This window comes from Aquimarina sp. AU119, from assembly GCF_900312735.1.
GTDB lineage: Bacteria > Bacteroidota > Bacteroidia > Flavobacteriales > Flavobacteriaceae > Aquimarina > Aquimarina algiphila.
The window spans coordinates 205,611-231,581 of sequence record NZ_OMPF01000021.1 but is presented as its reverse complement, the minus strand read 5'-3'; the positions used below and the strand labels follow the sequence as shown (position 1 = coordinate 231,581).

Below are 25,971 nucleotides of genomic sequence, written 5' to 3'. Positions count from 1 at the left end.
ATTATTATATGTTATTTCCTTATATTATTTCAGAACAAAATTTAGATAAAAATATTGATCGTGTCTTTGGAGAAGCTACCAGTTGGTTTGTAGATACCATTTTAGCTGAAATACCTATAACATCAACAATTGGAATTCCTTGGGTTCTAGTGGTATTGATATTAGGTGCGAGTTATTTTACAATATATTTTAAGTTTGTTAATATCAGAAGTTTTTTTACTGCAATAAATGTAGTTAGAGGTAAATATGATGCTTTAGAAAACTCAGAACAAGAAATGTTTTATACACCTTCTCCTAATATATCATCAAAAGATACTAAGGCAAAAAATGATAATAAAGATACAAATGGAGAGGTAAGTCATTTTCAAGCATTAACTACTGCCGTTTCTGCAACTGTAGGACTTGGAAATATTGCAGGTGTAGCCATTGCATTATCTATTGGTGGTGCCGGAGCGACATTATGGATGGTAGTAGTTGGGGTATTAGGAATGTCTTCAAAATTTGTAGAATGTACTCTTGGGGTCAAATATAGAGAGATCAATAATGAGGGAAAGGTATTTGGAGGGCCAATGTATTATCTGACCAAAGGACTTAAAGAAAAAGGGTATGCAAAATTAGGTAAGGTCTTATCAGTGCTATTTGCGATTATGTGTATTGGAGGATCTTTTGGTGGTGGAAACATGTTTCAGGTAAATCAGGCTTTTAAATTGCTTAATCATGTTGTAATTTCAGATAATTCCATATTACATGGTCAGGGTTGGGTGTTTGGAGTTATTATGGCAATATTGGTAGGAGTTGTTATTATTGGCGGAATTAAAAAAATAGCAAGTGTTACCGATAAGATTGTACCTTTTATGGTATTAATTTACATTGGAGCAGTACTTACCGTTTTAGTACTATATAGCTCAGCTATTCCCGCTGCTTTTGGGGCGATCTGGGATGGTGCTTTTCATCCAGAAGGAGTGCTAGGAGGTTTTGTAGGTGTATTAATTCAGGGATTTAGACGCGGAGCTTTTAGTAATGAAGCAGGAGTAGGTAGTGCTTCTATTGCGCATAGTGCTGTAAAAACACGTTTTCCTGCGAGTGAAGGGCTCGTAGCATTACTCGAGCCTTTTATCGACACTGTGATAGTGTGTACTATGACTGCATTGGTTTTGATTATTACAGGGCAAATTCAAACAGGTGTCGAAATCAGCGATGAGCAAGGAGTTCTTCTCACTGCTTCTGCACTAGAGAGTGGTGTTTCCTGGTTTCCATATCTGCTTACTATTGCGGTATTACTTTTTGCCTTCTCTTCTATGATTGCATGGTCTTATTATGGTTATCAAGCCTGGAGTTATCTTTTTGGAAGAGGTAAACGAACAGAATATCTTTATAAGTTTATATTTTGTTGCTTTACGGTGATAGGTGCTGCTGCAACATTAAATGCAGTGACCGATTTTAGTGATGCCATGGTTTTTGCAATGATGGTACCCAATATGATAGGTTTGTTTTTGTTGAGTGATAAAGTAAAAGAAGAACTAAAAAGGTATAAGAAAAATATCAAAAAGATGATGAGTTAGTGATCATACTCAGTATGGTGGTATTTTTTTTGAATTTCTTTATCTTTATAGAAACACAACTCATCATGCAAAAATTACTTTTAGCGGTCTTCGTAACTACGATTTCATTTGCGCAGCAACAGCCATTAAAAGCTTTGGTAGGGGGCACTCTAATAGATGGATATGGGTCTACTCCAATACAAAATAGTGTAATCCTTATTGAAGGCGAGAAAATTAAAGCCGTAGGTACCTTAAAAACATTACAAATACCAAAAAATGCAGAAGTGATTTCTACTGAAGGTATGTCTGTGCTGCCAGGACTTTGGGATATGCACGTACATACAATGATTAATGGTCATGCAGATTATGCATATTGGGATAAGACATATCCGCCGCTGTTAGAAAATGTTATTATGCCTTCTTCTGCAGAGCAATTACTAATGGCTGGAGTAACTAGCGCCAGGGATTTAGGCGCACCGCTAAAAGAAAGTATAACTGTAAGAGATCGAATTAATAAAGGAGAGATTCCGGGAGCCACACTTTATGTTTCTGGACCATTTATACAAAAAAAACCGTATCCCGGGACCGAAGCTTTTAGATGGGGAATAAATGGAGTAGAAGATGCCAGAAAAAAAATAAAGAAATTAGCTGATGCAGGAGTTGATTGTATCAAACTTATAGATCAGGATCAAATGACTACAGCAGAACTACAAGCTGTGGTGGATACAGCACATAAATATAAATTAAAGGTAGTAGCTCATGGTCATCGTCCACAAGAAATAAGAATGGGACTAAAGGTTGGTGTAGATTGCTTTGAGCATACGGGACTATCTTCAGCTCCAAGATACCCTGATGATGTGATAGAAGCAATTAAAGAACGTACCGCTCAAATGAATCTTGGACCCATGTTTTGGTGCCCTACTGTAGAAGGATTATATAATTATGAATATGTTCGTGATAATGGAGAACATTTAGATAATGATTCCTGGCATAGAGGATTACACGATACGATTGTTGCAGACATAAAAAATAGTTTTACTCATAAAGATCGATTACCATATTTTCAACTCACTCCAATTCGTAAACCAACATTAGAAACTAAAGTTAAGCAATTGATGGATGCAGGAGTAGTGTTGATGATAGGAACAGATAGTGGTATTCCGATGAAATTTCATAGCCAATCAACTTGGAACGAATTAGATGTTTGGGTTAATGAATTCGGAATAGATCCAATGTATGCAATACGAGCAGCTACCTATTGGCCGTCATTATGGATGGGGGTTGCTGATAAAGTTGGAACTGTTACCGAAGGAAAATATGCCGATATTATTGCTGTAAAAGGTGATGTACTTCGTCATATTAATATATTACAGGATGTAGATATTATAATTAAAAAAGGGAAACGGTATAAATGAAACTAAAAGTATCTGTTTTTTTATTAGGTTTTATAGTTCTTGGAAATGCTCAGGAAACCTTTGAAATTGGTAAAATTATTGATTCAATAAAGATTTCTGAAAGTACTAAAGAAACTTTTGCCCTATATCTTCCTCAATCTTTTAATCATACGCAACCGTCTTCTGTTGTGTATATTTTTGATCCCGCAGCTAGAGGTAAAGTAGGTATTAAACCTTTTATCAAAGCATCTGAGAGGTATAACTATATTTTAGTATGCTCTAATAATACAAGAAATGGTCCTTATGAACGAAATTTTGATATCACCGATAGATTATTTGATTTTACATTTTCGAATTTTCAAATTCGAGAAAACCAGGTTTTTTTAGCTGGATTTTCAGGAGGTTCACGATTGGCTTCTACTATTGCGGTATTAACCAATAAAATTGCAGGAGTAGTAGCTTGCGGAGCTGGTTTTTCTAGTAATCCCAATCATGTTCCTTCTACACAGAAGTTTTCCTATGCAGCTATTTGTGGAAATGAGGATATGAATTATGTGGAAATGATAAAAACAAAAAGATATTTGCAGAACTTTAATTTTACTCAGACTTTAATAACGTATAATGGAAATCATAGTTGGCCACACGAAGAAGAAATTTTAAAAGCATTTGATTGGCTGGAAATACAAGCATATAAAAAAGGTAAAAAAACAAAAACAGACGAACAGATTTATAAAAGTTATCAAAGTAATTATGCGGTAGCAGTAGAAGCAGAGAAAAATGAACGACGACTTCAGACCATTGAAAACTACCAACGACTCTTAGATACATATCAATCTTTTTATGATTTGGATAGTATAAAAACTAAGCTCAAAAACCTTAAAAAAGATAAGCTATATATCAAAACTATAAATTCATTGTCAAAAGTATTAGAAGAAGAAATAAAACAAACCGATAAATTTAACTTACGCTTTTCTGAAGATTATAAAAATCCCAAAAAGGTTAATTTTTCATGGTGGGAAAGAGAACTTGGTAAATTGAGAAAGTTAGAAAATTCTAAAGATTCTGAAATCCAAAAAATGGGAATGCGAATGCGATATAAAATCTTTGCTAGAGCTTATGAGAAGAGTAGCCCTAATCTTAACCAGGTAAATAGATTAGAAAAACAATTTTGTGATACAATCCGTAAGATGGTTTATCCAGAATTTGATAAAAAATGGTTGAGATAATAGCTATAAGGTCATTAACCAATGATGTTGCAGACGTTTAAATTTTCTTAGTTCCTTACGTAATAAAACTAAAAATTCTTTACCATTACTTTCTGATTGTTCCAGGCGTTCACAATTTTTATAAAGTCTATTAGTAATGTGTATTAAAGAATTAGCATGACGAATACGATCATCCTGAAAGGTTTGATTTTCTGCAGTTATAATTTTAGGGGCCAAAGCATCCGATTGTCGAATAATATCACCTGTAAAATAGATATGAGGATCTTCACTTCCATTACTTTGAAGGTGAGCTAAGTCATGAACAAGATAGCTTGAAATACTTCGCGAAAGCGTAAATATTTCTAAAGCCTTTTTATACAATCTCTTATTTCTCGGTTTTCGTCTCATAATATTTCGTTTTCCAAAAATAAAGTAATTTCTAATACTTTTTCTTTTGAAATTAAAGAGTAAAGGTTTATTTACCTTAACTATTAATTATAAATAGTATTTTTGATTTAAAATCAAAAATAAAGTAATGGAGTGTGTAATTATTACCAGGTATAGTAATCATTTTGATTGCAAATGTATAAAGGGAGTTCAAGCAAGAAATATTAAAAATACAGTATGAAAATAGATGCTACCAATTGGGGTATTTTACAATGCTTACAGAAAAATGCAAGGTTGTCTAATGCAGAAATAGGAAGAAAAGTTGGTTTAAGTTCTCCAGCTGTGGCTGAAAGAATCAAAAAAATGGAAGATTATGGTATTTTAAAAGGGTATAGAGCTGAAGTTTCATACACAAAAACAGGATACCAGTTAAAAGCTATTATTACACTACGCGCTTTTATGGGAAGATTACAACCTTTTTTAATTAAAGTAGCAACATATAAAGAAGTTATGAATTGTTATAGGATTACGGGTAATGAAAATATAATCATGGAGGTGGTTTTGCGTGATCAAATGCATTTACAAGAATTTATTGATAGTCTTATTACCTATGGAGAAGTTAAAACTCATATCGTACTTTCTAATCTCATAGAGAGTAACCCTATTACTAATTCTTCAGGCTTAAATGAATTAGAAATTTAAATTTTTTGGCATGAGATTTGTGTATATATTTGTACGATGAACCATCTTTATCTTGTGTGAGGACATTAGTTAGGGAAACTAAAGAGAGTACAAGGGAAAGATAAAAAACGTCTGAAGGAATTTAGGCGTTTTTTTCTTTGAAAGTAATGTTGTTTAAACACTTGTTATAAAGAAAAGATATGGGTATTTTATTGAAAAAATCTGAATTCTTAAGTTGATACATTACAAAATTTTATAAATTACTACTAAAATGTGCATAAAGGCATCTTTTTTGCATTATTTTGGTATAAAACTTAATTATATCGTGCCGTTTTCTTTCTTGAAACAATATCTTATTCTTAGTATACTATGTCTTTCTTCACTGGGGTATGGACAAAACAAGCTTACACTTAAAAAAGGAATAGTAATGGATTCCTTATCCGTACCTTCTACAAAGGGTATGTTTAGTGTTTATCTCCCAAAAACTTTCGATACAAGCAAAAGTTGGCCTTTATTACTTGGTTTTGATTCTTCTGGAAAAACAGGAGGGATCACAAGATTATATAAAGCAGCTGCAGAAGAATATGGTTATATTGTGGTTATTGCAGATGTTTTAGAACATCAGAAACCAAAAGAAAAAGTTGAATATATGCTAACTTTTATGGACTATGTTCATTCTCTTTTTTCAATTCAAAAGAGAAGAGTCTATGTTACTGCTTTTGGAGATGATGCTAAAATTGTAAGCCTATTACCAGCATTATATTCTGATGAAATTGCCGGGGTTATTGCTATAGGAGATAGTTATTATTATAATTCGAGTGTAAGAATTAAAAAGAGTTTTTCTTATTTGGGTGTTGTGAATACTTCTAATTATAGATATAGAGACTTTTTTAATAATAAAGCATATCTTAAAAGTAAAGCAATTCCAGCAGATGTTTTTGTCTACAATGATACATCCAAATTACCTAATCAAAGGATTATAAATAAAGCACTTTCTACTTTTACGCTTCAAGCGATGCTCAAAGGTAGAATACCAAAGGATTCTATCAGGGTTCAGAGTTTGTTCAAAAAAGATTTAGCAGAGGTTGATTCCTATATAGACAAAGGAGAGTTTTTATTCGCAAACGAAGAACTCAAGAGAATCCGAATTAAATACGGTATGTTTTTTAATACAAGTTATTTGAAAGAAGAACAAAAGGAAATTAAAAAGCGCAAAGAATATAAACGTGAAAAACGATTAGAGTCTAAATATAATTATAAAGAAAGGCTAATTAGAGAAAAATATATGTTTGCTCTTGAAGAAGATGTTGAAATAGAAGATTTTGAAAATCTAGGTTGGTGGAAATATCAAATGTCATTAGTCGATACATTGGTTCAGAATAAAGAAAAATATGCTCATGATACAGGGCTTAGGGCAAAGGGGTATTTAAAATATCTGGTGGATGCTTATAAAGCAGAATTATTAAAAGATAATAACAAATATCTGGTAAAAAGACTATTTCTTAATATACTGAGTACAATTGTAGATGAACAAGATTTTGAATCGTATAAAAAAATCATTTCTCTAAGTGCTCAAGATCAAGATTATGAAACTGCTTTATTCTATTTAGAAAAAATGTTACAAAATGGATATAAAGATGTAGATGCGCTTTATGTTATCGAAGGTACTCTGGCTTTGAAACTCTCTAAAGAATACAACGAACTCATAAAAAAATACCTCGGTACTTCTAAATATTTGTTTTCAAATTAAGCTGAAATCATAAAATTTTGTGTATTTCATCGATTTATTGTGTTTTTTGTCGTGATTTTTTTTGAATTAACAATTTTTTTACACTATATTTACATCATCAATAAAAAACTTTGATGTATGGCCAAAAACTAACATTTTAACTTGTATGACGATATAAATTAAAATATTAGTTTGGAATACATCAGGGTCGAATTAGGTGTGAGGACATTAGTCTAAAGACCCCAAATCTTGAAACTAAAGAGAGTACGTAATTTGCCCTAAAGACTGAAAGCGTTCATTGAACGCTTTCATTTTTTTTACCCACCTTACTCCTTTATTTAAATGTAAAAATACTGGTAAGAAAGTATGAATTATATATGTTCTCTATGATTTGTATGAATAGAAATGACTTCTGTTCTTGGAGTCAAGATAAATCAAATTATTTCTAAATCTTTACTTATTTATTACCAGATGAGGTACATCTTCAAGTTTCCAATCAATGACTAAACCTCCTGCTAATGATTGTGCTATCTCAGGGCCGTATAAGAATTCACATAAGTAGAGAGCGGCTTCGAAGCTTTTAGCACCTCCTGCAGAGGTTATGTATTTTCCATCATGAACAAATAATACTTCTTTTCTGATATCCAATTTTGGAAACATGGCACGCATTTTATCAATATCACTAGGAAATGTTGTAGAAACTATAGTGTCTAAGACTCCTGCTTTTGCCAAAACAAAAGCTCCATCGCAATGTGAAGTCATAAATGTAGCTTTACTGTCCACTTGTTTTATAAATTCAATCAAGGCATGATCATCTAAATCGGTATCGAGGTGATGCTCTGCACTGGGAACTACCAAAATATCAATATGAGGTAAAGAATCTTTAAGATAATTATAATCAGGAATAATTTTTACTCCTTCAAAGGTAGTTATTGGCAGATCAGTATTTGCTACCGTAAAAACATTCATTTGTTTAATATTCTTTCGATACTGTGTATGTTGAAAAATATCATAAGGAGCGGTGAATTCTGTATTGTACGTTCCGTCCATAATCAAAAAAGCAACGTTATATCGATTGGGTTCTAATTTTGGAAACGTCTTCTTTTCGGTTATTTTTTCTTCCTTGATGGTTTGTTTTTTTTCTTGTTGTACCTGAGTACATCCAAAAAGAAATAGGGTAAGGAGAACCAAAATGAAATTTTTCATGAATCTAGATTTTAAATAGAAGTTTAATCAGTACTTTTTTCCTTAGTAATTTTTTGTTTTACAATGTAAAGTAAAAATGTTCCTAAAACGGCAATACAAGTCATAAAAATCCAGGTGTTGTTATATCCATATTGATTTATAAATTGCATTCCAGAATTATGCCCAAAAATATGAGCTGCAGAAAATGACATGCTATATAAGCCCATATATGCACCTTGTCTTCCTTTTTTTGCTCGATCCAATGCAAAAGCGTTTCCAAATGGAAAAGCAACCATTTCTCCCAGCGTAGCTATGATCATTCCCACAACTAGAATTCCTGCCCAAGGTGTAACTAATAAAAGAGCGAAGCTTATTCCGGTATAGATAAAACCATTGATTACATTCCCTATTTTTGAAAATCTAGATTTTTCTAAATACGCAATTAGAGGCATTTCAAAAAAGAATATAAGTGCACCATTTAAGGCGAGTAAAAGACCAATTTTTTCTTCAGATAACTTATGTATTTCTTTATAATATAAAGGTAACGTAGAGAAATATTGAACAAATATAAAACCAAATAAAGCAAGTGCAATTAAGAATATGATATAGATGCCATCCTCATAAGGTTTTATAGGGTTTTTAACAACAATTTCTTTGTCTTGCTCTTTGGCTTTTTTAGGGTTAAGCGTTTGTATCATTACAAAACCTGCTATAATGCAAGTGATTCCGTCTACCCAAAATAGACCGTTATATCCAATAGATGTAATGATAAGACCGCCAAGTGCTGGTCCTGCTGAGAATCCAAGATTAATAGCTAGCCGTATAAAAGTTAATGATCGTGTTTTATTTTCGGGTTTACTATAAGCGCTTAATGCAACAAAAAAAGCAGGTCTAGCCATATCAGCGATGGCAATAAGAATAAAGAAACCAATACAAATACTCCAGAAACTAGAAAAATACTGAATAGCAAGAAATGAAACCCCGGTTAACATAAGAGATGTGAGGATGACTTTATAATACCCAATCTGATCACTTAGTTTACCTCCAAGCCAAGCTCCTGTAAATGAACCTAAGCCATAACTAGTCATGATCCAACCTACTTGTTCTAATGAAAAATCTAAATCATCGGTGAGATAGAGGGATAAAAATGGAATTACCATTGCTCCAGCCCGATTGATTAATGTAATTAATGCTAACCACCATACTTCTTTTGATAGTCCAGAAAAAGAATCAATATATTGAAGTAAAATCTTGCGCAATGAATTGATGATTTGTGTTGTTCCCTTGAATTTAAGGAGTAAAAGTAGCTTTTTATCTATTATTTGGGTACAATTTTATTAAAATTAATTAGTTAACTAATTGTAAATTGTACTTTTGCAAAAAAACAAAAGGGAAGTGTTTAGGTTATTATTGCTACTTATATTTTTCACAGGAAATACTATTGCTCAGGATTCTACGGCAATTAAAAGAATATTGTCTTTTCAGGAAAAGATCAATAGAGAGTTTTCTTCTGAAGAAATTTCACCATTAACTACAAAAGATTTTAAACGTTTTAAGAAACTAGAATTTTTTAAAATAGATACCTCGCTTTGTATTAAAGCAAAATTTGAGCGTACTCCTTATGAGACTCCATTTATAATGAAAACTACTACAGGGGCAGAACCTTTGTATGTAAAATATGGAGAAGCAAGATTTATACTTCAAGAAAAAGAATATGTATTGTGTATATATCAAAATCAGGGATTAAAAACTCAACCCGAATATGAAGACTATTTGTTTCTTCCTTTTACTGATTTGTCAAATGAGGAATCAAGTTATAGTGGAGGACGTTTTATAGATCTCAAAATACCCGAAGGAGAATCAATTCTAATTGATTTTAATACCGCTTATAATCCGTATTGCGCATATAATGATCGGTATTCTTGTCCAATCCCTCCTGAAGAAAATCATCTGGATGTGAAGATACTTGCAGGGGTTAAAAAATATAAGAAATATCCTGAAAATGAATAAAATAAAAAGCGTCCTGAATCTTCAGAACGCTTTTTGCTTTAAACAAATAATATATTGACTAAAAATATATATTAAAACTTATAGATCGCGCCTAACACAAAAGAAGAAAGACTTTTTGTAGCTTCACGGTCATTATCCAAAAATGAATCTTCTGAAGCAGAATCTAATCTTAATTCTGGTTTAAGTGTTAAATCACCAATAGCGTAACTTCCTGTTAATGTTGCTGCAATAACATCACCATCATTTTCTGAGTCTAATCCAATAACACCTGTTAATCCCCCATTATATACAGAGAAATATTCTCCTCTTAGTCCGATAGTAAATTTTTCTGAAGTTTTGTATTGTGGGTAAAGTGCTACTCCATAGAAACCTGAGGCATCTCCATCTCCTTGTGGTTCGGTAGATAGGTATGTAGTATTTATACCAAGATAAAAATCTTCAGATACATCCCATCCTGTAGTAAGATCTACCTGAAAAGTAGGATCTACTTCATCTGTATCTCCTTCATTACCATATCTAAAGTTAAGAAATGCACTTCCACTATCAGTAGAGTATCCTAATTGTGCACCAACAATGTATGTGTCAAAAGGATTGTTTTCTGTATAATCAGTAGGATTCATAACAGCAAGCATTGCAGACCACTTTTCACTAAGTGCAAAATCTGCTTTTAAACCGGTATGAGAAAAAGGACCATATGAGAACATGTAAGAAGTAGAGTAGTTAAAGTTTCCTGTTGGAGAAATTACTTCATACCCTAGAAAAGTATTAAAGTTACCAACAGTAAGTTTAACTTTATCAGAAACATTCCAATATGCATATAATTGATTGACAATTTGCGCCGAACCATCAGAATTAAATACAGCATCTTCTCCTCTTTGTCCAAATACAAGATCAGCTACAAAACCAACTTTTTCACCTTCATACCCTAAAATCAGGTTAGCCATACCTAACGCAAAACCAGATTGATTTGCAAAAGAAGTTCCAGGAGCAATAAATGAATCGTCAGTACTAGCATCGCCGTCAAAATCATCTGACTCATTAGGAGCTCCGATATTATATCTAAAATATCCGTCTACAGATCCATTCACAGAGAAATTATCAAACCATTTTTTTTCTTCCTCTTCTTGTGCAATTGTGGTGAAGCTCACAAGAGCCAAAGCAACAAGACCTACTTTTCTTAAAAAATTTGTTACAGTTTTTGTTTTCATAATAAACATTAATTATTGTAATTGTTTTTAATTGGAACTGTAAAACTATGTCAAAAGAATTTTACCCCAATAAAAAATAGGGGGTATGCTTGTATTTTTATGCTTTTTTGATTTTTTACCCTAAAAAAATTAAGGTTTAATGTTTATTTGTGTAATTTTTAAGAATTTAAAAGTCTCTTTTTTGGATTTTTAAGAGTTTTTAAGGAAAATAAAGAGATAAGTAAATCTAATTATAACATTTTAGATGCTAAAAATTGTAAAAACTAAGATGAAGGAGATAAAATTATGAATAATTAGAAAAAATCAGCTTAGAGCTTGTTCACCTTTTTCTTCGGTTCTGATTCGATATACATTTTGTATGTCTGATACAAAAATTTTACCATCACCGACTTCGCCTGTTTTTGAGGCTTCAATAATGGTCTGAATCGTTTTTTCTTCAAATTCATCAGAGACAACAATAGAAAGGTATCTACGTTGGATATCAGAAGTACTGTAAGAAATTCCCCTGTAGGTTTGTCCTTTTTTTTCGTTACCGACTCCAGTAACATCCCAATATGTAAAGAAATTTACTTCAATCTCATGTAGCGCATCCTTAACAGCTTTGAATCTTGATTTGCGGATAATAGCTTCGATTTTTTTCATGATTACAATATCGGTTTATTTTACAAGGAACATTCCTAAAAATACAAAAAGGAATCCAATAACAAAAGAACCAATTGTATATGCAAAGAAAGTAATGAAATCTCCAGATTTTAGTAACATATGGTTTTCATATGCAAATGTAGAAAAAGTAGTAAAGCCTCCACAGAAACCTGTTGCTAATAATGCAACTGCATTTTGGGATATGGCATTATTTTTAAGAGCTAGTCCTAAAATAATTCCAATTAATAGACTACCTAATATATTAGCTGTAAAGGTTCCATAAGGAATTCCGGTTGCTGTACTATTTAGATATTTACTAATTAGATAACGGGCTATACTTCCTGTGCCTCCCCCGATAAATACTAATAGTATTTGCTTCATTACTGGTAAAATTAAAACTGCATTTTACATCATTTGGTAAAATGCAGTTTATATAAAGTTTTTATTTTATGGGAATATAAATTTCTGTAACCCATTCTGCAGGATTAGGCTGCAATGTTGGTTCTTCTCGATACACTTCAAAAGCCGGAGATTCTGTATTAGGTTCAAGACCATTTTCGGCGATATACTTATAGCCAGCTTCCCATGCTTCTTTAAGATTTGTGTAATCTCCCTTAAGTGTAGTTTTTACAACTTTTTGTTTAGGCAGGAAGTCACATTGTATTGCACCTTCTTCTGGAGTTACTACTTTGTCTCGTGTTGGAATAGCTGTTGAGAAAATGGCAGTACCTTGCTCTACGTTATACTCATTGTATATTGTCAACGGCATTCCGGTTTGTGGAAGATTATTTTGTCTCATGTATGTGCTGACAGCAGGTATCATTTCTGCCATTTTTTCTGAAATTACGGCAATTGAAGATGTAGTTGCACTATACATATAAAATCCTCCTTCATGTTCTGTAACGCCGTCAACATGAATCGCATATTTTTTCATCTCACCATTTACATAAGCATCGAGCTTTTCTAGTCCTCTTGCATACATTGGTTTTATTGTTTGCGATAAACTGCTATCTTGAGTAGCCCAAAATGCTTTTTCCATAAAAGACTGCTTACCTTTCATTCCCCAGGTGACTTTTGTTTTTTTACCTTCAATTTTTTCAAACTTCCAGTATACATCACTTTTACTTTCTCCCATTGGAGTAATAAATGTGATTTTTTGATCTATACTGGTGAAGGGTAACACTTTTTTAGTTTCAATTTTACCATCACCTTGTGTCTCGCTTCTCCAGGTATAAGATCCTCCTTCACCACTTGTTTTTTCAGGATATTCCATAACCAGATCATCAGATTCATCCATCCATGGACCCCACTTCTCCCAAGTTTTATATTCATTAATAGTACTAAATAATAATTCATCGGGAGCTTCTATTATTCTGCTTTCTTCTGCTTGGTATTCGCCATTAATTGTAGCGACATAAACCGCGCCACCAATGACTACTAGTAATAGCAGAAAAAATAAATACTTTATTATTTTCATGTTAGTTAGTTTTGATTGTTTGATCAGCTAATATAAACAAATTTAACATCCTTTTATTTTGTTACATTTGTCAAAAACAATAAAATAAAACAAATGAAACTCAATAGAATATTATTTTTTATTACTGTTGCGAGTCTGCTAATCGCATGTAAAAAAGATCCTAAAGTGACAGATCAGAGTGATCAGCAAGAGGATGTACAAGAGGTTGTAGAGGAAAAGTTTGATTATATGGTTGAGCAATTTGCTGACCTTAAAATTTTAAGGTATCAGATTCCTGGTTGGGATAATCTTACTTTAAAAGAGCAAAAGCTGGTTTTTTATCTTACACAAGCTGGATTGAGCGGTAGAGATATTATGTGGGATCAGAATTATCGTCATAATCTTACCATTCGAAAAGCACTAGAGAAAATTTATACCTCGTATGATGGAAATAAAACTTCTAAAGACTGGAAGGCTTTTGAAACATACTTAAAAAGAGTTTGGTTTTCTAATGGGATACACCATCATTATAGTAATGATAAAATCAAACCAGAGTTTAGTCAGGACTATTTAAGTTCTTTACTTGCTGCGACAAGTACAGAGATTTCTAAAGAGGTCTATGAAGCAATTTTTAATGATGAAGATGCTAAAAAAGTGAATCAAGCAAAAGGAATTGATAATGTAGCATTATCAGCGGTTAATTTTTATGGCCCTGGGGTAACGAATGATGATGTAACCTCATTTTATGGAAAAATGAAATCTCCTGATAAAAATAAACCATTGTCATTTGGATTAAATTCTCAATTGGTAAAAGAAAATGGAACGTTAAAAGAGAGAGTTTATAAATCTGGAGGATTATATGGAGCTGCAATTGATGAAATCATTAAGTGGTTAGAAAAAGCGCAAGGTGTTGCAGAAAATAAAGCACAGGGAGATGCATTAGGTTTGTTAATCGAATATTATAAAACTGGGGATTTACAAACTTGGGATGATTATAATGTAGCATGGACAGCAGCTACAGAAGGTAATATTGACTATATCAACAGTTTTATTGAGGTGTATAATGACCCACTTGGATATAGAGGGTCATATGAGACTATTGTACAGATAAAAGATTTTGATATGTCTAAAAAAATGTCTGTATTATCAGAAAATGCACAATGGTTTGAAGATAATTCTCCTTTAATGGATGAACATAAAAAAGATAGTGTCGTTGGAGTTTCTTATAAAGTAGTTGCTGTTGCAGGAGAAGCGGGAGATGCCTCTCCAAGTACACCAATCGGAGTTAATTTACCTAACGCCAATTGGATTAGAGCAGCAGTAGGTTCTAAGTCAGTATCCTTAGGAAATATTATAGGAGCGTATAATAATGCTGGAGGTTCTGGGCGTTTAAAAGAATTTGTACATGATGATGAAGAGTTTGAATTAGAAGAACAATATGGACAGTTAGGAGATAAACTACATACTGCTTTGCATGAAGTTGTAGGACATGCGTCAGGACAATTAAACCCTGGAGTAGGTGAAACTAAAGAAACATTGAAGAACTATGCCTCTACAATGGAAGAAGGTCGTGCGGATTTAGTAGGCTTATATTATTTAATGGATCCTAAATTACAGGAACTAGGATTAGTAGAAGATTGGGAGAAAACTGGAAAAGCTGCTTATGATGGTTATATTAGAAATGGTTTATTGGGACAGCTTATACGTTTAAATCTTGGAGATGATGTGGAAGAAGCACATATGAGAAATCGACAGTGGGTGAGTGCATGGTCTTTTGAACAAGGAAAGAAGGATAATGTAATCGAAAAAGTAACCAGAGACGGTAAAACATATTATAATATTAATGATTATAAAAAGTTACGTGAAATCTTTGGACGTTTATTACGTGAAACTCAGCGTATAAAATCAGAAGGAGATTATAAAGCTGCCGAAGAGTTGGTAGAAGGCTATGGTGTAAAAGTTGATCAGGCAATTCATGCAGAGGTATTAAAACGTAATGAACAATTTACTTCTGCTCCTTATAGTGGTTTTGTAAACCCTGTTTTAGTTCCTGAAATGGATGAAAATGGAGAAATCACAAAAATTAATGTTACTCAACCAGAAGATTTTGTATCTCAAATGTTGATGTATAGTAAGCATTATAACTTTTTGCCAGAAGTGAACTAGTAAATAATATTCAACATAAAAAGATCTCCTTTACCTAAAGTAAAGGAGATTTTTTTTGTTATAATAACTTAAAAATTATACTTTTTCTCGATTGCATAACGTAATAATTCTCCTTTGCCATGAAGTCCGAGTTTGCGAATAATGTTTTTACGATGAGTTTCGACGGTAGACACTGAATTAAAACGTATCGCTGCGATTTCTGATGAGGTTTTTCCTTGTCCGATGAGTTTTAAAATTTCTCTTTCACTTTTAGAAAGTAATTGCTTTTTGGCAGACTGCTTACCATCTTCAGAGAAAAGAGATATATCGATAGCGGCATCAAAATAGGTTTCTCCTTGTACTACTTGATGTATAGCACTCAACACTTCTTCCAGCGGTGAGTTTTTTAATAAATATCCAGATGCGCCGGCATCAACCATTTGCTTAATCGCATCTTCCTGATCAAACATAGAAAAAGCAATAATTTTGGTATGCGGAAATTCTTTTTTTATGATTTTGGTTGCAGCAATCCCATCAATTTTAGGCATTCTAATATCGGTTAACACTATCTTGGGTTGTTTTTTACGAACAATGTCCAGCAATTCTTCTCCATCGTTGGCCATTCCTACAATAGATATTTCTTCTTCATATCTTAAAAGAAGTTCTACCCCGTCGATAAGAGATTGGTGATCTTCAGCTATTGCAATAGTGATCATATCGGTATATTTATGATGATATTAGTTCCTTTTCCTATGGTCGAATCAATTTCGAAGGTTCCTTCGAGATGTTCTATGCGTTTTTCTATAGTTCTTAATCCCATACCGTCTTTTTGAGAAATCACTTTTGTGTCAAATCCTTTTCCATTATCCTCAATGATGATGTTTAACAGGGAATCATGATTGGTTAAAGAAATATGTACTTCTGTTGCGTTGGCATGTTTAATAATATTTGTAATTAATTCTTGTATCATTCTAAAGATTGAAATCTCTAAGGCATTATCCAATCGTTCTTCCAACCCATAATCTTGTACTACGATTTGCAACGCATCACCATTAGAGGCTTTTTTTGCAAATTTTTTAATGGCAGGTAATAATCCCTGATTGGCCATTACACCACTATTTTTTTCATGAGCTATGGTTCTTACTTTTTGATATGCTTCTTCTAGCAAATGATCTGTCTTAGCGTAGAGTTCTTCAAGGTTTTCTATTTTTGAGTTATTTCTATTTTTGGTCAAGTGCTGGAAATGAAGTTTGACGGTGGCCAGTGTGCTTCCTAGGTTATCATGTAGCTCATTGGCTAAACGTTGTCGTTCTTTTTCCTGGCCAGAAATCATAGCATCAATAGCAGTAAGTTCCTGATCTTTGAGCAGTTTTTCTGTTTTTTGAATTTCAATTTGTCTTTCCTGTTCGGCTATACGTTGTTTACGTCTGGTGTTTTTGTAAATAAGCAATGCGATTATAAATCCTACGATAAGAATAGAAATAGAACCTATTAAAAAGTTTCGGTTTCGTATTCGGCTAGCTTCAGTTTTGAGGTTAACATTAAGAAGTTGTACTATTCTTTTTTCTTTTTCTACTGTTTGGTATTTGGTTTCTATCTCATTTAGTTTTAGAGCAATTTCATATTCATTAAATTGTTTTAGAGCTTCTTTTTCCTTATTGATATAGTGGTATGCGCTATCAAAATTTTTGAGATTCTTATGAGTTTCGGCTATGGCTAGATATAAATAAGATTTTTTTAAGAAACTATTTTTAGGAATTTTGTATTTGTTCGCTTTCTTAAAATATTGTAATGCAATTTTTGGTTGGTTACTATAATTATATGCAACTCCTAGGTTATTATAGATTCCAAATAGTTTTTCTTCTTTCTCTATGTCTAAGTCGGAAACTTTATTATATTTTTCAGTAGCTTTATTAAAATAATATATAGCACTATCATTTTTTTTATTAAAATGACTTTGTTGAATTCCTAAAATTTGATAAAGCGTTCCTTGTAATAAGTAATTTTTCTTCTTTTCGATTGATTTTAAGGCCTTTTTATATACTTTGATATAAGGCTTATTTGTTCGATATGAAATATTAGTATATTTATAATAATCATAATAGGCACTATCAGTAGGGGTTTTTAGATAATTATTATATATATCAAGATATTCATCTAGAAGCTCAAATAATTTTCGATTACCGAAAGTGAATTTTAATAATTTTCTGAATGTGAGCCTTGTAAGGAGAGTATCTTTTTTTTGAATGGATAAGTCAAGTGCTTTTCTATAACTCTGAAGGATTAAAGAATCATTTTTAATAAAAGATTGATTATGAATATCTCCTTTCCTAAGTAAATTCATAATGTTGTAGGAAGAAATAGTCTCATTATTTTCATTGAGAAATATAGAGTCTTTAATTCCATTTTTTCTGGCATCGATATGCCAAACTAATATTTCTTTTTCTTTAGAATTATGGGCTTTTTTGACTTGCGTATAAGCTTCTTCAATTTGATTCTCCAATAAGTATTCAATAGTTTTTGCAAGAGTTTTATCATCTTGCGAAATGCATATTGTTGTAAAAAATGAAACTATTATGAATAAATGTTTTTTGTTCAAAAGTGATTTAATTATTTAGACTAATTAGAAATGTTAATCTTGTTTTCTGAAACAGCTATAACTCTTCCGAGGCAAATAAATGGAGGGAAAACTTTATCTCTGGTTTCATTATTACTGTTTATTTCCCTGGTTATTATTCTAGGATCATTATCGGATGTAATATCTATATTAAATTCATGTCCAATTTCTATAGGGATACGTCTGTTAAGTATATTGTCAACTATACCACATTCATTATTTCTGTTATTAATTGTGAATTTAATATGATGAGAAGCACCATTGCTTTGGTTATATTCAATATTTTTAATGTAAAACCGATCACAATCAGCTACATCCAATATTTTAAAATCTATAGATTTAATTGTACTATCATTTTCCATTTCAATTTTACCTACAATCCCGAAACTATTTACGATATCGAAATGAAAAGGTTGATAGTTATCTTGATCTGTACAATCAATCTTTAATGAAAGATCATATCCATCTGGTATTCTTTGAGGTTTTGTGTTTTTAAATTTACACGATTCGCAAAGATTATTTTTTATATAAAGATTTCTTCCTAAAAGGAATGTTGAAAAAACCAGAATGATTATAATAATTTTAAGTAATGTTTTAGACATAATATTTTAGTTATTTAGTTTCTCCAAAACTCTTAAAAAAGAGCATATCAGCGTATACCCAGTACAAGGTATTTTCTTTTGGTAATAAAATCCCAAAAGAAATTCAGGTCAGATATCAAAAACGATACTGATCAAAAGAGTTTTTATTTTGACAGAATACTTGGGGTGTATATGGTTTACTCAGGTTGTAAATACGTTTTTAACATAAATAACAACAAAATAAAGATAATAAAACCAATCAAAATGAAGATACTGCCTTTGTAATATTTGCGATGTAGCTTGATATCTTTTCGATAGCTGAAGATCATTAATAGAATGAAAGCTATAACAAAGCATCCTGCAAATATCAATTGGCCTGTACTAAACATAATTTGCTATTTTTACGGCAAAGATAATAACTGAGATCAAATAAAAATCAACATATGAAAGATAAAATTAGTGCAGTACAAGAGTTTCATACTGCGTTTAAATTGGGGTATAAAAATGAACCTATTGCTGATTTGGGAGAAGCAAAAAACACATTGCGATTTAACCTTATGAAAGAAGAGAATGAAGAGTATTTTGAAGCAGCTCAGGATAATGACTTGGTAGAGGTAGCCGATGCGTTAGGCGATATGTTGTATATTTTATGTGGTTCTATTATAGAGCATGGTATGCAACACAAAATAGAAGAGGTGTTTAATGAGATTCAGCGCAGTAATATGAGTAAGTTGGGAGAAAATGGACAGCCAATTTATAGAGAGGATGGTAAAGTACTAAAAGGCCCAAATTATTTTAAACCGAATATTAAGGAGATTTTAGACCGATAAATAAAAAAACTCCGAAAAGAATATTCTTTTCGGAGTTTTTTTTATGACAAAATATTTTGATTATCTATACCTTATATCTCCATCCAAAAGTATCTTCAGAGATATTATATTGTATATCCATAAGCGCTTTTTTGAAATAGTCTGCATAAGAATTTTCCTGTTTTTGGATTTCATAATGTTCTCCTTGATATCCAAAGGCTTTTACAGGACTTACAACAGCAGCAGTACCTGCTCCAAAAATTTCTTTAAGACTTCCGTTTTTAGCGGCTTCAACAATTTCACTCACTTTTACAGGCCTTACATCCACTTTAATTCCTTCCTTTTCAGCTATAGCAATTAAACTTTTACGAGTTACTCCATCCAAAATACGATCACTGATAGGAGCTGTTAGTAAGGTGTCATTAACTCTAAAAAACACATTCATGGTTCCGGCCTCTTCCATATACTCATGTGTATTAGAATCTGTCCAGATCACTTGCTGATATCCTTGTTGCTTTGCAAGGTTTGTTGGGTAAAATTGTCCGGCATAATTACCGGCAGCTTTAGCGTATCCAAAACCACCACTGGCAGAACGACTAAATTTCTCGGCAACCAAAACGCTTACATCTCCACTATAATAGGATTGTGCAGGTGAGCATATAATTAAAAATTTATATTCATCAGCCTCAGAAGCAGAGACACTGGCTTGAGTAGCAATGACAAACGGTCGTATATATAAGGAATTGCCAAAACCTGGCTTAATCCAATTGTTATCTAATTTTAATAGAGCATTTAACCCATCAAAGAAATATTCTTTTGGAAATTCGGGCATTGCTAAACGTTCAGCTGATTTATTAATTCGTTTATAATTTTCATCAGGTCTGAATAAAAAAGTATCTCCCTGATCATCTTTGTAAGCTTTCATGCCTTCAAAAACAGCTTGTCCATAGTGAAAGACACGAGCAGAAGGCTCCATCGTCAAAGGCCCATAAGGGACAATCTTTGGTGTTTGCCATTCTCCATTAATATAATCACAGACAAACATGTGGTCTGTAAAAATTTTCCCGAAATTAAGGTTTTCAAAATCTACCTGTCCAATTTTGGACTCGCTTACTTCATTAATTTCTAAAGTCTGAGAAATTGTGTTTTTCATCCTAATTTAAATTTTAAAGATAAGGATAGTAAACTATCCCTAGTTTATTAACTATACTCTTTGTCTGAAAATGATGGTGATGCTAACACCTTATAAATTTCCTTACAAAAATACCCTTTTCTGTTAAAATAAGAATTTTAAAAATGTTTAATTTTACAAAACGTCAGGATAATAAAAGATTATGAAAAAAAATATACTGTTTTTTGCGGTATTACTATTGTTGATGAGTTGTAATTTATCAAATAATGGTCAAAATACATTCTCTATTGCAGAGATTGATAGTAAAAATTATGAAAGTTATGGAGGGAAAGTGTCTTCAGAAAATATTCATAATAAAAAATCAATTGCAGAGCAATACAAAACACTTAAAGAAGGAGATACGGTTGCAATTGCATTTTCGAGCACGGTCAATAATGTTTGCAAAGCCAAGGGATGTTGGATGAAAGTTACCTTAGGAGATGATAAAGAAACTATGGTAAAATTTAAAGATTATGGTTTTTTTGTTCCTAAGGATATCGAAAATGATACAGTAATTGTTCAAGGTAAAGCGTATGTGAGTGAAGTATCTGTAGAAGAACAACGTCATTTTGCAAGTGATGCAGGAAAAACAGATGAAGAAATAGCCAGTATTACCACTCCAAAAAAAACATACTCATTTATTGCTGATGGGGTTTTGATAAAAAACTAATGCAAGATCATATACAACGTAAAATCATTACTACGGCAGATGGGTCAAAAACGATTCATTTACCTGATTTAGACGAGCATTATCATTCTAAGCATGGAGCAGTTAATGAAGCCAAACATGTTTTTATAGACACTGGTTTTAAACATATTTTAGCCAAAAATTTTTTTAACCCTCTTCATATTTTAGAAATAGGCTTTGGGACTGGATTAAATGCTTTTGTGACTTTTCTAGAAGCGCAGAAAATTAACCAAAATATTGATTATGTTGGAGTAGAAGCATATCCGGTTTCAATACATGAAGCCAGATTGATGAAATATCCAGAAGCGCTTTCTGAAAAGGAGAAGACATCCATTTTTGATGCTTTACATGAATCACCTTGGGAACAACCATTCGAAATTAAATCGAATTTTATATTCACAAAAAGGAAACAATTTTTTGTGGATATAAGGGATCAAAATAGTTTTGACTTGATATATTTTGATGCTTTTGGTGCAAGGGTTCAACCTGAGCTTTGGACTGTAGAAATTTTTGGAAAGATGTATAACGCACTTCGTCCAAATGGAGTTTTGGTAACCTACGCAGCTAAAGGAAGTGTGAGAAGAGCAATGCAAGAAGTTGGTTTTGAAACAGAAAGACTTCCTGGGCCTCCGGGGAAACGAGAAATGCTCAGAGCTACTAAGAAAGATAATATTGGTGATGCAAACTGAAATTGTGAGGTATAAATTTTAATAAACGATTGTTAAACCTATAATAAAGGAATTGGTTTTGTTATAGGGTGATAGTACTTTGTAGCACACAAAATAGATTAGAATCACAATTACTAAGACGACTAGAATATTCGGTGATCATTCATTATTAAGGCTAAAAATAATAAAAAGAACAGATGAAAATTTTAATTACTGGTGCTACCGGTTTAATAGGTCAGGAAATAGTAAGTGTGTGCCGTCAACAGAATATTGATGTTAATTATCTGACCACTAGTAAAAACAAATTAAGTTCTGATCCTGGTTATACAGGTTATTTTTGGGATCCAAAAAAAGGTGAGATCGATACAGATTGTTTTGTAGGTGTCGAGGTCATTATTAATCTGGTAGGAGCTACTGTAGCAAAACGATGGACTTCATCTTATAAAAAGGAAATATTGGAGAGCAGAACCAATACAGCTTCTCTTATTCTTGAATCTTTAAAGACTACAAAACATTCGGTTCGGCACATTGTTTCGGCTAGTGCAATTGGGGTATATCCAGACTCATTTCAAAATTATTATATGGAAGATGCTACAGAAAGAGACTCAGGTTTTTTAGGAGAGGTAGTAGAGAAATGGGAAAAAGCTGTCTTAGATTTTGAAACTATAAATATAGATGTTAGTTTGTTACGTATAGGATTAGTGCTGTCAGAAAAAGGAGGAGCATTTCCTAAAATTGCTAAACCAATCCAATTAGGAATGGGGTCTTTTTTCGGGAATGGTAAACAATGGCAGAGTTGGATACATGTTCATGATCTTGCTCGTATGTTTATGTTTGTTGTTCAAGAAGAATTAACAGGTGTTTTTAACGCGGTTGCTCCAAATCCCGTTTCTAATAAAAAACTTACTCGTACAATAGCAGAAAAATATAATAAAAGGATTATTTTGCCTAATGTACCCAGGCTTACAATGAAACTAATCCTAGGAGATATGCATAGCCTTTTATTTTCAAGTCAACGGGTGTGTAGTGGTAAGATTTCATCTTTGGGATTTGATTTTGATTATGATAACATTGTGATGGCAGTTGATGTATTAGTAGAATGAAATAAAAAAACCGATATCACTTAATGATACCGGCTTTTAATGAGTTTTTTAAGGATATTACTACATTACCCTTTATTAGCTTTTACCGTAATTTTTAACTCGATATCGTCATTAATAAACTTATCACCTAAGTCTTCAAATACAGATTTTGAAGCATAATTCACACCCCAATCAGTACGGTTAATAGTAAAAATCTCTGTGTTTAGAACAACAACGTCTCCTTGTGTAGATATGTTTGCAGGAAATGAGATGTTCTTTTTAATACCTTTTATAGTAAGATTACCTTCTATATAATTTTTTCCTTCTTTATCTGCAATTCCGGTAACTTCAAAAGAGGCTTTAGGATGTTGAGCTACATTGAAAAAATGATCTTCTTTACCTTCTCCCTCGCCTTTTAGATGACCTTCTAAGCCTGCTTTTTCTTCTCCTTCAAGATCAGTTACAGTGATCGATGTCATATCAATTTCAAATGATGCACTTTCAATTTTTCCATCTTTGGTTTTAAGCTTACCGTTTGCTATGTTAATAGTTCCGTTATGCTTTCCTGTTGGTTTAGAGCCTATCCAATCTATGGTGCTGGATGCAGAATCCACAATATAAGTAATGGCTTCAGGTGAAGCTTTTTGCACTTCTTCTGCGGTATTAGCTTCTGTTTCATTTTGTTTTTCTCCTTTACAAGAATAAGTAGAAATACCGATGATAGCGATTGCTAATACGCTGATTAATTTGATTTTCATGAAAATTAGTTTATATGGGTTTTAAACGATTTCAAAAATATTTTTTAACAAATGAAATACTCTTAAATATATACTAAAAAAATCCTGTGACATTATGACATTCAATTCAAAAATGGCAGTACTTTTGCTACTTCAAATTGAAAACGTATAAAAGGTACGAATTACATGAGTAAGAAAAATAAAAATACTGAAGATGTAAAGGATCAAGTAGAAGAAGTACTTGATACTCCTGTTGAAGAAACAGAGACTGAAAAAGTAGATCCTGTAACAGAGCTTAAAGAAGAATTAGACAAGGAAAAAGATAAATTTTTAAGACTTTTTGCAGAATTCGAAAACTATAAAAAACGAACTTCTAAAGAACGTTTAGAGTTATTCAAGACAGCAAGTCAGGACGTGATACAGTCTATGTTACCTGTATTGGATGATTTTGACAGAGCGTCAAAAGAAATTGAGAAGTCAGAGGATAAGAATCTTATCAAAGGAGTAGAACTTATTCATAATAAGTTAAAAGAAACATTAAAGAGTAAAGGTTTATCAGAAGTAGAAGTAATTGCAGGTGATACTTTTAATGCAGATGATCATGAGGCTATTACTCAAATTCCAGCTCCAAGCGACGATCTTAAAGGCAAAATCGTTGATGTTATAGAAAAAGGCTATAAACTGGGAGACAAGGTTATTCGTTTTCCTAAAGTAGTAACAGGACAATAATTAGGTATGAAGGAAGATTTTTACGAGATATTAGGGATAAGCAAAAATGCTACAGATGCTGAAATAAAAAAAGCATACCGTAAAAAAGCTATTGAATATCACCCTGATAAAAATCCAGGAGATGCTACAGCAGAAGAGAAGTTCAAAAAAGCAGCTGAAGCATATGAGATTTTAAGCGATCCCGATAAGAAAGCACGTTATGATCAATATGGTCATCAGGCATTTGAAGGCGGTGGCTTTGGAGGTGGGGGAGGTATGAATATGGATGATATCTTTAGTCAATTTGGTGACATCTTTGGTGGCGGCGGTTTTGGTGGCTTTGGCGGTTTTGGCGGAGGCGGCAGACAACGTAGAGTTAAAGGAAGTAATCTACGTATTCGTGTTAAGCTTACTTTAGAAGAGATTGCGAATGGAGTAGACAAAAAAATCAAAGTTAAAAGAAAAATCCAGGCTCCAGGAACTACTTATAAAACTTGTGGGACTTGTAACGGAACAGGACAGGTAACAAGAGTTACCAATACAATTCTTGGAAGAATGCAAACTTCATCTGCATGTTCTACTTGTGGAGGAGCAGGTCAAGTAATGGATTATAGGCCTTCTGATGCAGATGGTCAAGGATTAAAAGTGACAGAAGAAACCGTAAGTATTAGTATTCCTGCAGGAGTAGAGGATGGGATGCAACTTAAGGTTTCAGGAAAAGGTAATGAAGCTCCAGGTGATGGAATCGCTGGAGATCTTTTGGTAGCTATAGAAGAACAAGAACATCCAGAACTTCAACGAGAAGGGAATAACTTACATTATGACCTGTATATTAGCTTCTCTGAAGCTGCTCTAGGAGCGTCGAGAGAAATTGATACTGTATCGGGTAAGGTACGTATTAAGATTGAAGAAGGAGTGCAAAGTGGTAAGATCTTGAGATTAAGAGGGAAAGGTATTCCTAGTCTTAATGGTTATGGAAAAGGAGACTTGCTGGTTCATGTAAATGTATGGACACCTAAAACATTAAATAAAGAACAACGAGAATTTTTCGAAAAAATGTCTAAAGATGATCATTTTAGACCTAACCCTGAAAGTGGAGAGAAATCATTTTTTGAAAAAGTAAAAGATATGTTTTCGTAATAGAATTGAGTGATTTTAACCATTGAGAATGATTCAATTCTATTAACGTTTGATTAAGAAAAATTCGTATATTTGAGACATCACTAGCGCATTTAGTGATAATTTTTCTTTTTCATAGCAATTTTTTTCCCATCCTAAATACTTGTATTCAGGGTGGGTTTTGTTTTTTGTATAATTTGATTTTAAA

The 25,971-nt window shown here is 32.5% G+C and carries 25 protein-coding genes; 13 read left to right on the top strand and 12 right to left on the bottom strand.

Going from position 1 to position 25,971, the window contains the following annotated elements; translation table 11 throughout:
• Positions 1-8 precede the first annotated feature (8 nt).
• The 3 genes from DK442_RS17720 (at position 9) to DK442_RS17710 (ending at position 4,161) form a co-directional block, all read left to right on the top strand.
• Positions 9-1,562, top strand: a complete 1,554-nt coding sequence (locus DK442_RS17720) for a sodium:alanine symporter family protein (protein ID WP_109437233.1) — start codon at positions 9-11, stop codon at positions 1,560-1,562.
• A 65-nt stretch (positions 1,563-1,627) separates the two neighbouring features.
• Positions 1,628-2,956 (top strand): amidohydrolase family protein, encoded by a 1,329-nt coding sequence (locus tag DK442_RS17715; RefSeq protein ID WP_109437232.1) that lies wholly within the window; start codon positions 1,628-1,630, stop codon positions 2,954-2,956.
• A complete protein-coding gene (locus DK442_RS17710; RefSeq protein ID WP_109437231.1) occupies positions 2,953-4,161 on the top strand; it encodes a hypothetical protein in 1,209 nt (402 codons plus the stop codon). The genes DK442_RS17715 and DK442_RS17710 overlap by 4 nt, the downstream gene beginning before the upstream one ends.
• 3 nt (positions 4,162-4,164) lie before the next feature.
• Here the strand turns inward: DK442_RS17710 and DK442_RS17705 are convergent, their stop codons facing one another.
• Positions 4,165-4,548, bottom strand: coding sequence for a hypothetical protein (locus DK442_RS17705; protein ID WP_109437230.1), 384 nt, complete (start codon positions 4,546-4,548; stop codon positions 4,165-4,167).
• A gap of 216 nt (positions 4,549-4,764) precedes the next feature.
• Here DK442_RS17705 and DK442_RS17700 point away from each other — a divergent pair, with 216 nt between their 5' ends.
• Both DK442_RS17700 and DK442_RS17695 read left to right on the top strand, forming a co-directional pair.
• Complete coding sequence (locus DK442_RS17700) at positions 4,765-5,229, top strand: Lrp/AsnC family transcriptional regulator (RefSeq protein ID WP_109437229.1); 465 nt, start codon at positions 4,765-4,767, stop codon at positions 5,227-5,229.
• Positions 5,230-5,479: 250 nt separating this feature from the next.
• Positions 5,480-6,958, top strand: coding sequence for a hypothetical protein (locus DK442_RS17695; protein WP_160114242.1), 1,479 nt, complete (start codon positions 5,480-5,482; stop codon positions 6,956-6,958).
• A 432-nt stretch (positions 6,959-7,390) separates the two neighbouring features.
• On the opposite strand, the gene DK442_RS17690 is transcribed toward DK442_RS17695, so the two are convergent.
• Positions 7,391-8,143, bottom strand: a complete 753-nt coding sequence (locus DK442_RS17690) for a DJ-1/PfpI family protein (RefSeq protein WP_109437227.1) — start codon at positions 8,141-8,143, stop codon at positions 7,391-7,393.
• A gap of 23 nt (positions 8,144-8,166) precedes the next feature.
• On the bottom strand, positions 8,167-9,381 hold the full coding sequence (locus DK442_RS17685) for an MFS transporter (protein WP_109437226.1): 1,215 nt from the start codon (positions 9,379-9,381) through the stop codon (positions 8,167-8,169).
• A gap of 136 nt (positions 9,382-9,517) precedes the next feature.
• Here DK442_RS17685 and DK442_RS17680 point away from each other — a divergent pair, with 136 nt between their 5' ends.
• Complete coding sequence (locus DK442_RS17680) at positions 9,518-10,132, top strand: DUF1684 domain-containing protein (RefSeq protein WP_109437225.1); 615 nt, start codon at positions 9,518-9,520, stop codon at positions 10,130-10,132.
• A 71-nt stretch (positions 10,133-10,203) separates the two neighbouring features.
• Here DK442_RS17680 and DK442_RS17675 read toward each other — a convergent pair whose 3' ends face one another.
• From DK442_RS17675 to DK442_RS17660, 4 genes are all read right to left on the bottom strand, one after another.
• Positions 10,204-11,340 carry a porin gene (locus DK442_RS17675; RefSeq protein WP_109437262.1) on the bottom strand — a complete coding sequence of 379 codons (1,137 nt, stop codon included), beginning with the start codon at positions 11,338-11,340 and terminating at the stop codon, positions 10,204-10,206.
• A 303-nt stretch (positions 11,341-11,643) separates the two neighbouring features.
• Complete coding sequence (locus DK442_RS17670) at positions 11,644-11,982, bottom strand: P-II family nitrogen regulator (RefSeq protein WP_109437224.1); 339 nt, start codon at positions 11,980-11,982, stop codon at positions 11,644-11,646.
• Positions 11,983-11,997: 15 nt separating this feature from the next.
• On the bottom strand, positions 11,998-12,363 hold the full coding sequence (gene crcB / locus DK442_RS17665) for a fluoride efflux transporter CrcB (RefSeq protein WP_109437223.1): 366 nt from the start codon (positions 12,361-12,363) through the stop codon (positions 11,998-12,000).
• A gap of 61 nt (positions 12,364-12,424) precedes the next feature.
• Entirely contained in the window at positions 12,425-13,459 is a 1,035-nt protein-coding gene (locus tag DK442_RS17660; protein WP_109437222.1) for a GyrI-like domain-containing protein, read from the bottom strand.
• A 93-nt stretch (positions 13,460-13,552) separates the two neighbouring features.
• On the opposite strand from DK442_RS17660, the gene DK442_RS17655 reads away from it, so the two are divergent.
• Entirely contained in the window at positions 13,553-15,604 is a 2,052-nt protein-coding gene (locus DK442_RS17655; RefSeq protein ID WP_109437221.1) for a dihydrofolate reductase, read from the top strand.
• Positions 15,605-15,672: 68 nt separating this feature from the next.
• On the opposite strand, the gene DK442_RS17650 is transcribed toward DK442_RS17655, so the two are convergent.
• Genes DK442_RS17650 through DK442_RS17640 form a run of 3 tightly spaced genes read right to left on the bottom strand, consistent with a single transcriptional unit; the run spans position 15,673 to position 18,802 of the window.
• On the bottom strand, positions 15,673-16,299 hold the full coding sequence (locus DK442_RS17650) for a response regulator transcription factor (RefSeq protein ID WP_109437220.1): 627 nt from the start codon (positions 16,297-16,299) through the stop codon (positions 15,673-15,675).
• Positions 16,296-18,182 carry a sensor histidine kinase gene (locus DK442_RS17645; RefSeq protein ID WP_109437219.1) on the bottom strand — a complete coding sequence of 629 codons (1,887 nt, stop codon included), beginning with the start codon at positions 18,180-18,182 and terminating at the stop codon, positions 16,296-16,298. Before DK442_RS17645 ends, DK442_RS17650 begins: the two co-directional genes overlap by 4 nt.
• Before the next feature lie 20 nt (positions 18,183-18,202).
• Complete coding sequence (locus tag DK442_RS17640) at positions 18,203-18,802, bottom strand: hypothetical protein (RefSeq protein WP_109437218.1); 600 nt, start codon at positions 18,800-18,802, stop codon at positions 18,203-18,205.
• A 422-nt stretch (positions 18,803-19,224) separates the two neighbouring features.
• On the opposite strand from DK442_RS17640, the gene DK442_RS17630 reads away from it, so the two are divergent.
• Positions 19,225-19,611 carry a nucleoside triphosphate pyrophosphohydrolase family protein gene (locus DK442_RS17630; RefSeq protein ID WP_109437216.1) on the top strand — a complete coding sequence of 129 codons (387 nt, stop codon included), beginning with the start codon at positions 19,225-19,227 and terminating at the stop codon, positions 19,609-19,611.
• 64 nt (positions 19,612-19,675) lie between these two features.
• On the opposite strand, the gene DK442_RS17625 is transcribed toward DK442_RS17630, so the two are convergent.
• Entirely contained in the window at positions 19,676-20,743 is a 1,068-nt protein-coding gene (locus DK442_RS17625) for a branched-chain amino acid aminotransferase (protein ID WP_109437215.1), read from the bottom strand.
• 181 nt (positions 20,744-20,924) lie between these two features.
• Between DK442_RS17625 and DK442_RS17620 the strand changes: the two genes are divergently transcribed.
• From DK442_RS17620 to DK442_RS17610, 3 genes are all read left to right on the top strand, one after another.
• Positions 20,925-21,431: a DUF4920 domain-containing protein gene (locus tag DK442_RS17620; protein WP_109437214.1), complete on the top strand. Its 507-nt coding sequence runs from the start codon at positions 20,925-20,927 to the stop codon at positions 21,429-21,431.
• An 11-nt stretch (positions 21,432-21,442) separates the two neighbouring features.
• On the top strand, positions 21,443-22,138 hold the full coding sequence (gene mnmD, locus DK442_RS17615; protein WP_109437261.1) for a tRNA (5-methylaminomethyl-2-thiouridine)(34)-methyltransferase MnmD: 696 nt from the start codon (positions 21,443-21,445) through the stop codon (positions 22,136-22,138).
• A 176-nt stretch (positions 22,139-22,314) separates the two neighbouring features.
• A complete protein-coding gene (locus DK442_RS17610; protein WP_109437213.1) occupies positions 22,315-23,220 on the top strand; it encodes a TIGR01777 family oxidoreductase in 906 nt (301 codons plus the stop codon).
• A 65-nt stretch (positions 23,221-23,285) separates the two neighbouring features.
• On the opposite strand, the gene DK442_RS17605 is transcribed toward DK442_RS17610, so the two are convergent.
• The gene (locus tag DK442_RS17605; protein WP_109437212.1) at positions 23,286-23,957 is read right to left on the bottom strand and encodes a YceI family protein; all 672 of its coding nucleotides are present in this window, start codon (positions 23,955-23,957) and stop codon (positions 23,286-23,288) included.
• Between the two features lie 165 nt (positions 23,958-24,122).
• Here DK442_RS17605 and DK442_RS17600 point away from each other — a divergent pair, with 165 nt between their 5' ends.
• Both DK442_RS17600 and dnaJ read left to right on the top strand, forming a co-directional pair.
• The gene (locus DK442_RS17600; protein ID WP_109437211.1) at positions 24,123-24,665 is read left to right on the top strand and encodes a nucleotide exchange factor GrpE; all 543 of its coding nucleotides are present in this window, start codon (positions 24,123-24,125) and stop codon (positions 24,663-24,665) included.
• 6 nt (positions 24,666-24,671) lie between these two features.
• Positions 24,672-25,784 carry a molecular chaperone DnaJ gene (gene dnaJ, locus DK442_RS17595; RefSeq protein ID WP_109437210.1) on the top strand — a complete coding sequence of 371 codons (1,113 nt, stop codon included), beginning with the start codon at positions 24,672-24,674 and terminating at the stop codon, positions 25,782-25,784.
• The last annotated feature ends 187 nt before the right edge of the window (positions 25,785-25,971 follow it).

Bases quoted from the DNA above. Each gene is read 5' to 3' on its own strand.
- DK442_RS17720 (WP_109437233.1), top strand. From the start codon at position 9: ATGTTATTTCCTTATATTATTTCAGAACAAAATTTAGATAAAAATATT.
- DK442_RS17715 (WP_109437232.1), top strand. From the start codon at position 1,628: ATGCAAAAATTACTTTTAGCGGTCTTCGTAACTACGATTTCATTTGCG.
- DK442_RS17710 (WP_109437231.1), top strand. From the start codon at position 2,953: ATGAAACTAAAAGTATCTGTTTTTTTATTAGGTTTTATAGTTCTTGGA.
- DK442_RS17705 (WP_109437230.1), bottom strand. From the start codon at position 4,548: ATGAGACGAAAACCGAGAAATAAGAGATTGTATAAAAAGGCTTTAGAA.
- DK442_RS17700 (WP_109437229.1), top strand. From the start codon at position 4,765: ATGAAAATAGATGCTACCAATTGGGGTATTTTACAATGCTTACAGAAA.
- DK442_RS17695 (WP_160114242.1), top strand. From the start codon at position 5,480: ATGTGCATAAAGGCATCTTTTTTGCATTATTTTGGTATAAAACTTAAT.
- DK442_RS17690 (WP_109437227.1), bottom strand. From the start codon at position 8,143: ATGAAAAATTTCATTTTGGTTCTCCTTACCCTATTTCTTTTTGGATGT.
- DK442_RS17675 (WP_109437262.1), bottom strand. From the start codon at position 11,340: ATGAAAACAAAAACTGTAACAAATTTTTTAAGAAAAGTAGGTCTTGTT.
- DK442_RS17670 (WP_109437224.1), bottom strand. From the start codon at position 11,982: ATGAAAAAAATCGAAGCTATTATCCGCAAATCAAGATTCAAAGCTGTT.
- crcB (WP_109437223.1), bottom strand. From the start codon at position 12,363: ATGAAGCAAATACTATTAGTATTTATCGGGGGAGGCACAGGAAGTATA.
- DK442_RS17660 (WP_109437222.1), bottom strand. From the start codon at position 13,459: ATGAAAATAATAAAGTATTTATTTTTTCTGCTATTACTAGTAGTCATT.
- DK442_RS17655 (WP_109437221.1), top strand. From the start codon at position 13,553: ATGAAACTCAATAGAATATTATTTTTTATTACTGTTGCGAGTCTGCTA.
- DK442_RS17650 (WP_109437220.1), bottom strand. From the start codon at position 16,299: ATGATCACTATTGCAATAGCTGAAGATCACCAATCTCTTATCGACGGG.
- DK442_RS17640 (WP_109437218.1), bottom strand. From the start codon at position 18,802: ATGTCTAAAACATTACTTAAAATTATTATAATCATTCTGGTTTTTTCA.
- DK442_RS17630 (WP_109437216.1), top strand. From the start codon at position 19,225: ATGAAAGATAAAATTAGTGCAGTACAAGAGTTTCATACTGCGTTTAAA.
- DK442_RS17625 (WP_109437215.1), bottom strand. From the start codon at position 20,743: ATGAAAAACACAATTTCTCAGACTTTAGAAATTAATGAAGTAAGCGAG.
- DK442_RS17620 (WP_109437214.1), top strand. From the start codon at position 20,925: ATGAAAAAAAATATACTGTTTTTTGCGGTATTACTATTGTTGATGAGT.
- DK442_RS17610 (WP_109437213.1), top strand. From the start codon at position 22,315: ATGAAAATTTTAATTACTGGTGCTACCGGTTTAATAGGTCAGGAAATA.
- DK442_RS17605 (WP_109437212.1), bottom strand. From the start codon at position 23,957: ATGAAAATCAAATTAATCAGCGTATTAGCAATCGCTATCATCGGTATT.
- DK442_RS17600 (WP_109437211.1), top strand. From the start codon at position 24,123: ATGAGTAAGAAAAATAAAAATACTGAAGATGTAAAGGATCAAGTAGAA.
- dnaJ (WP_109437210.1), top strand. From the start codon at position 24,672: ATGAAGGAAGATTTTTACGAGATATTAGGGATAAGCAAAAATGCTACA.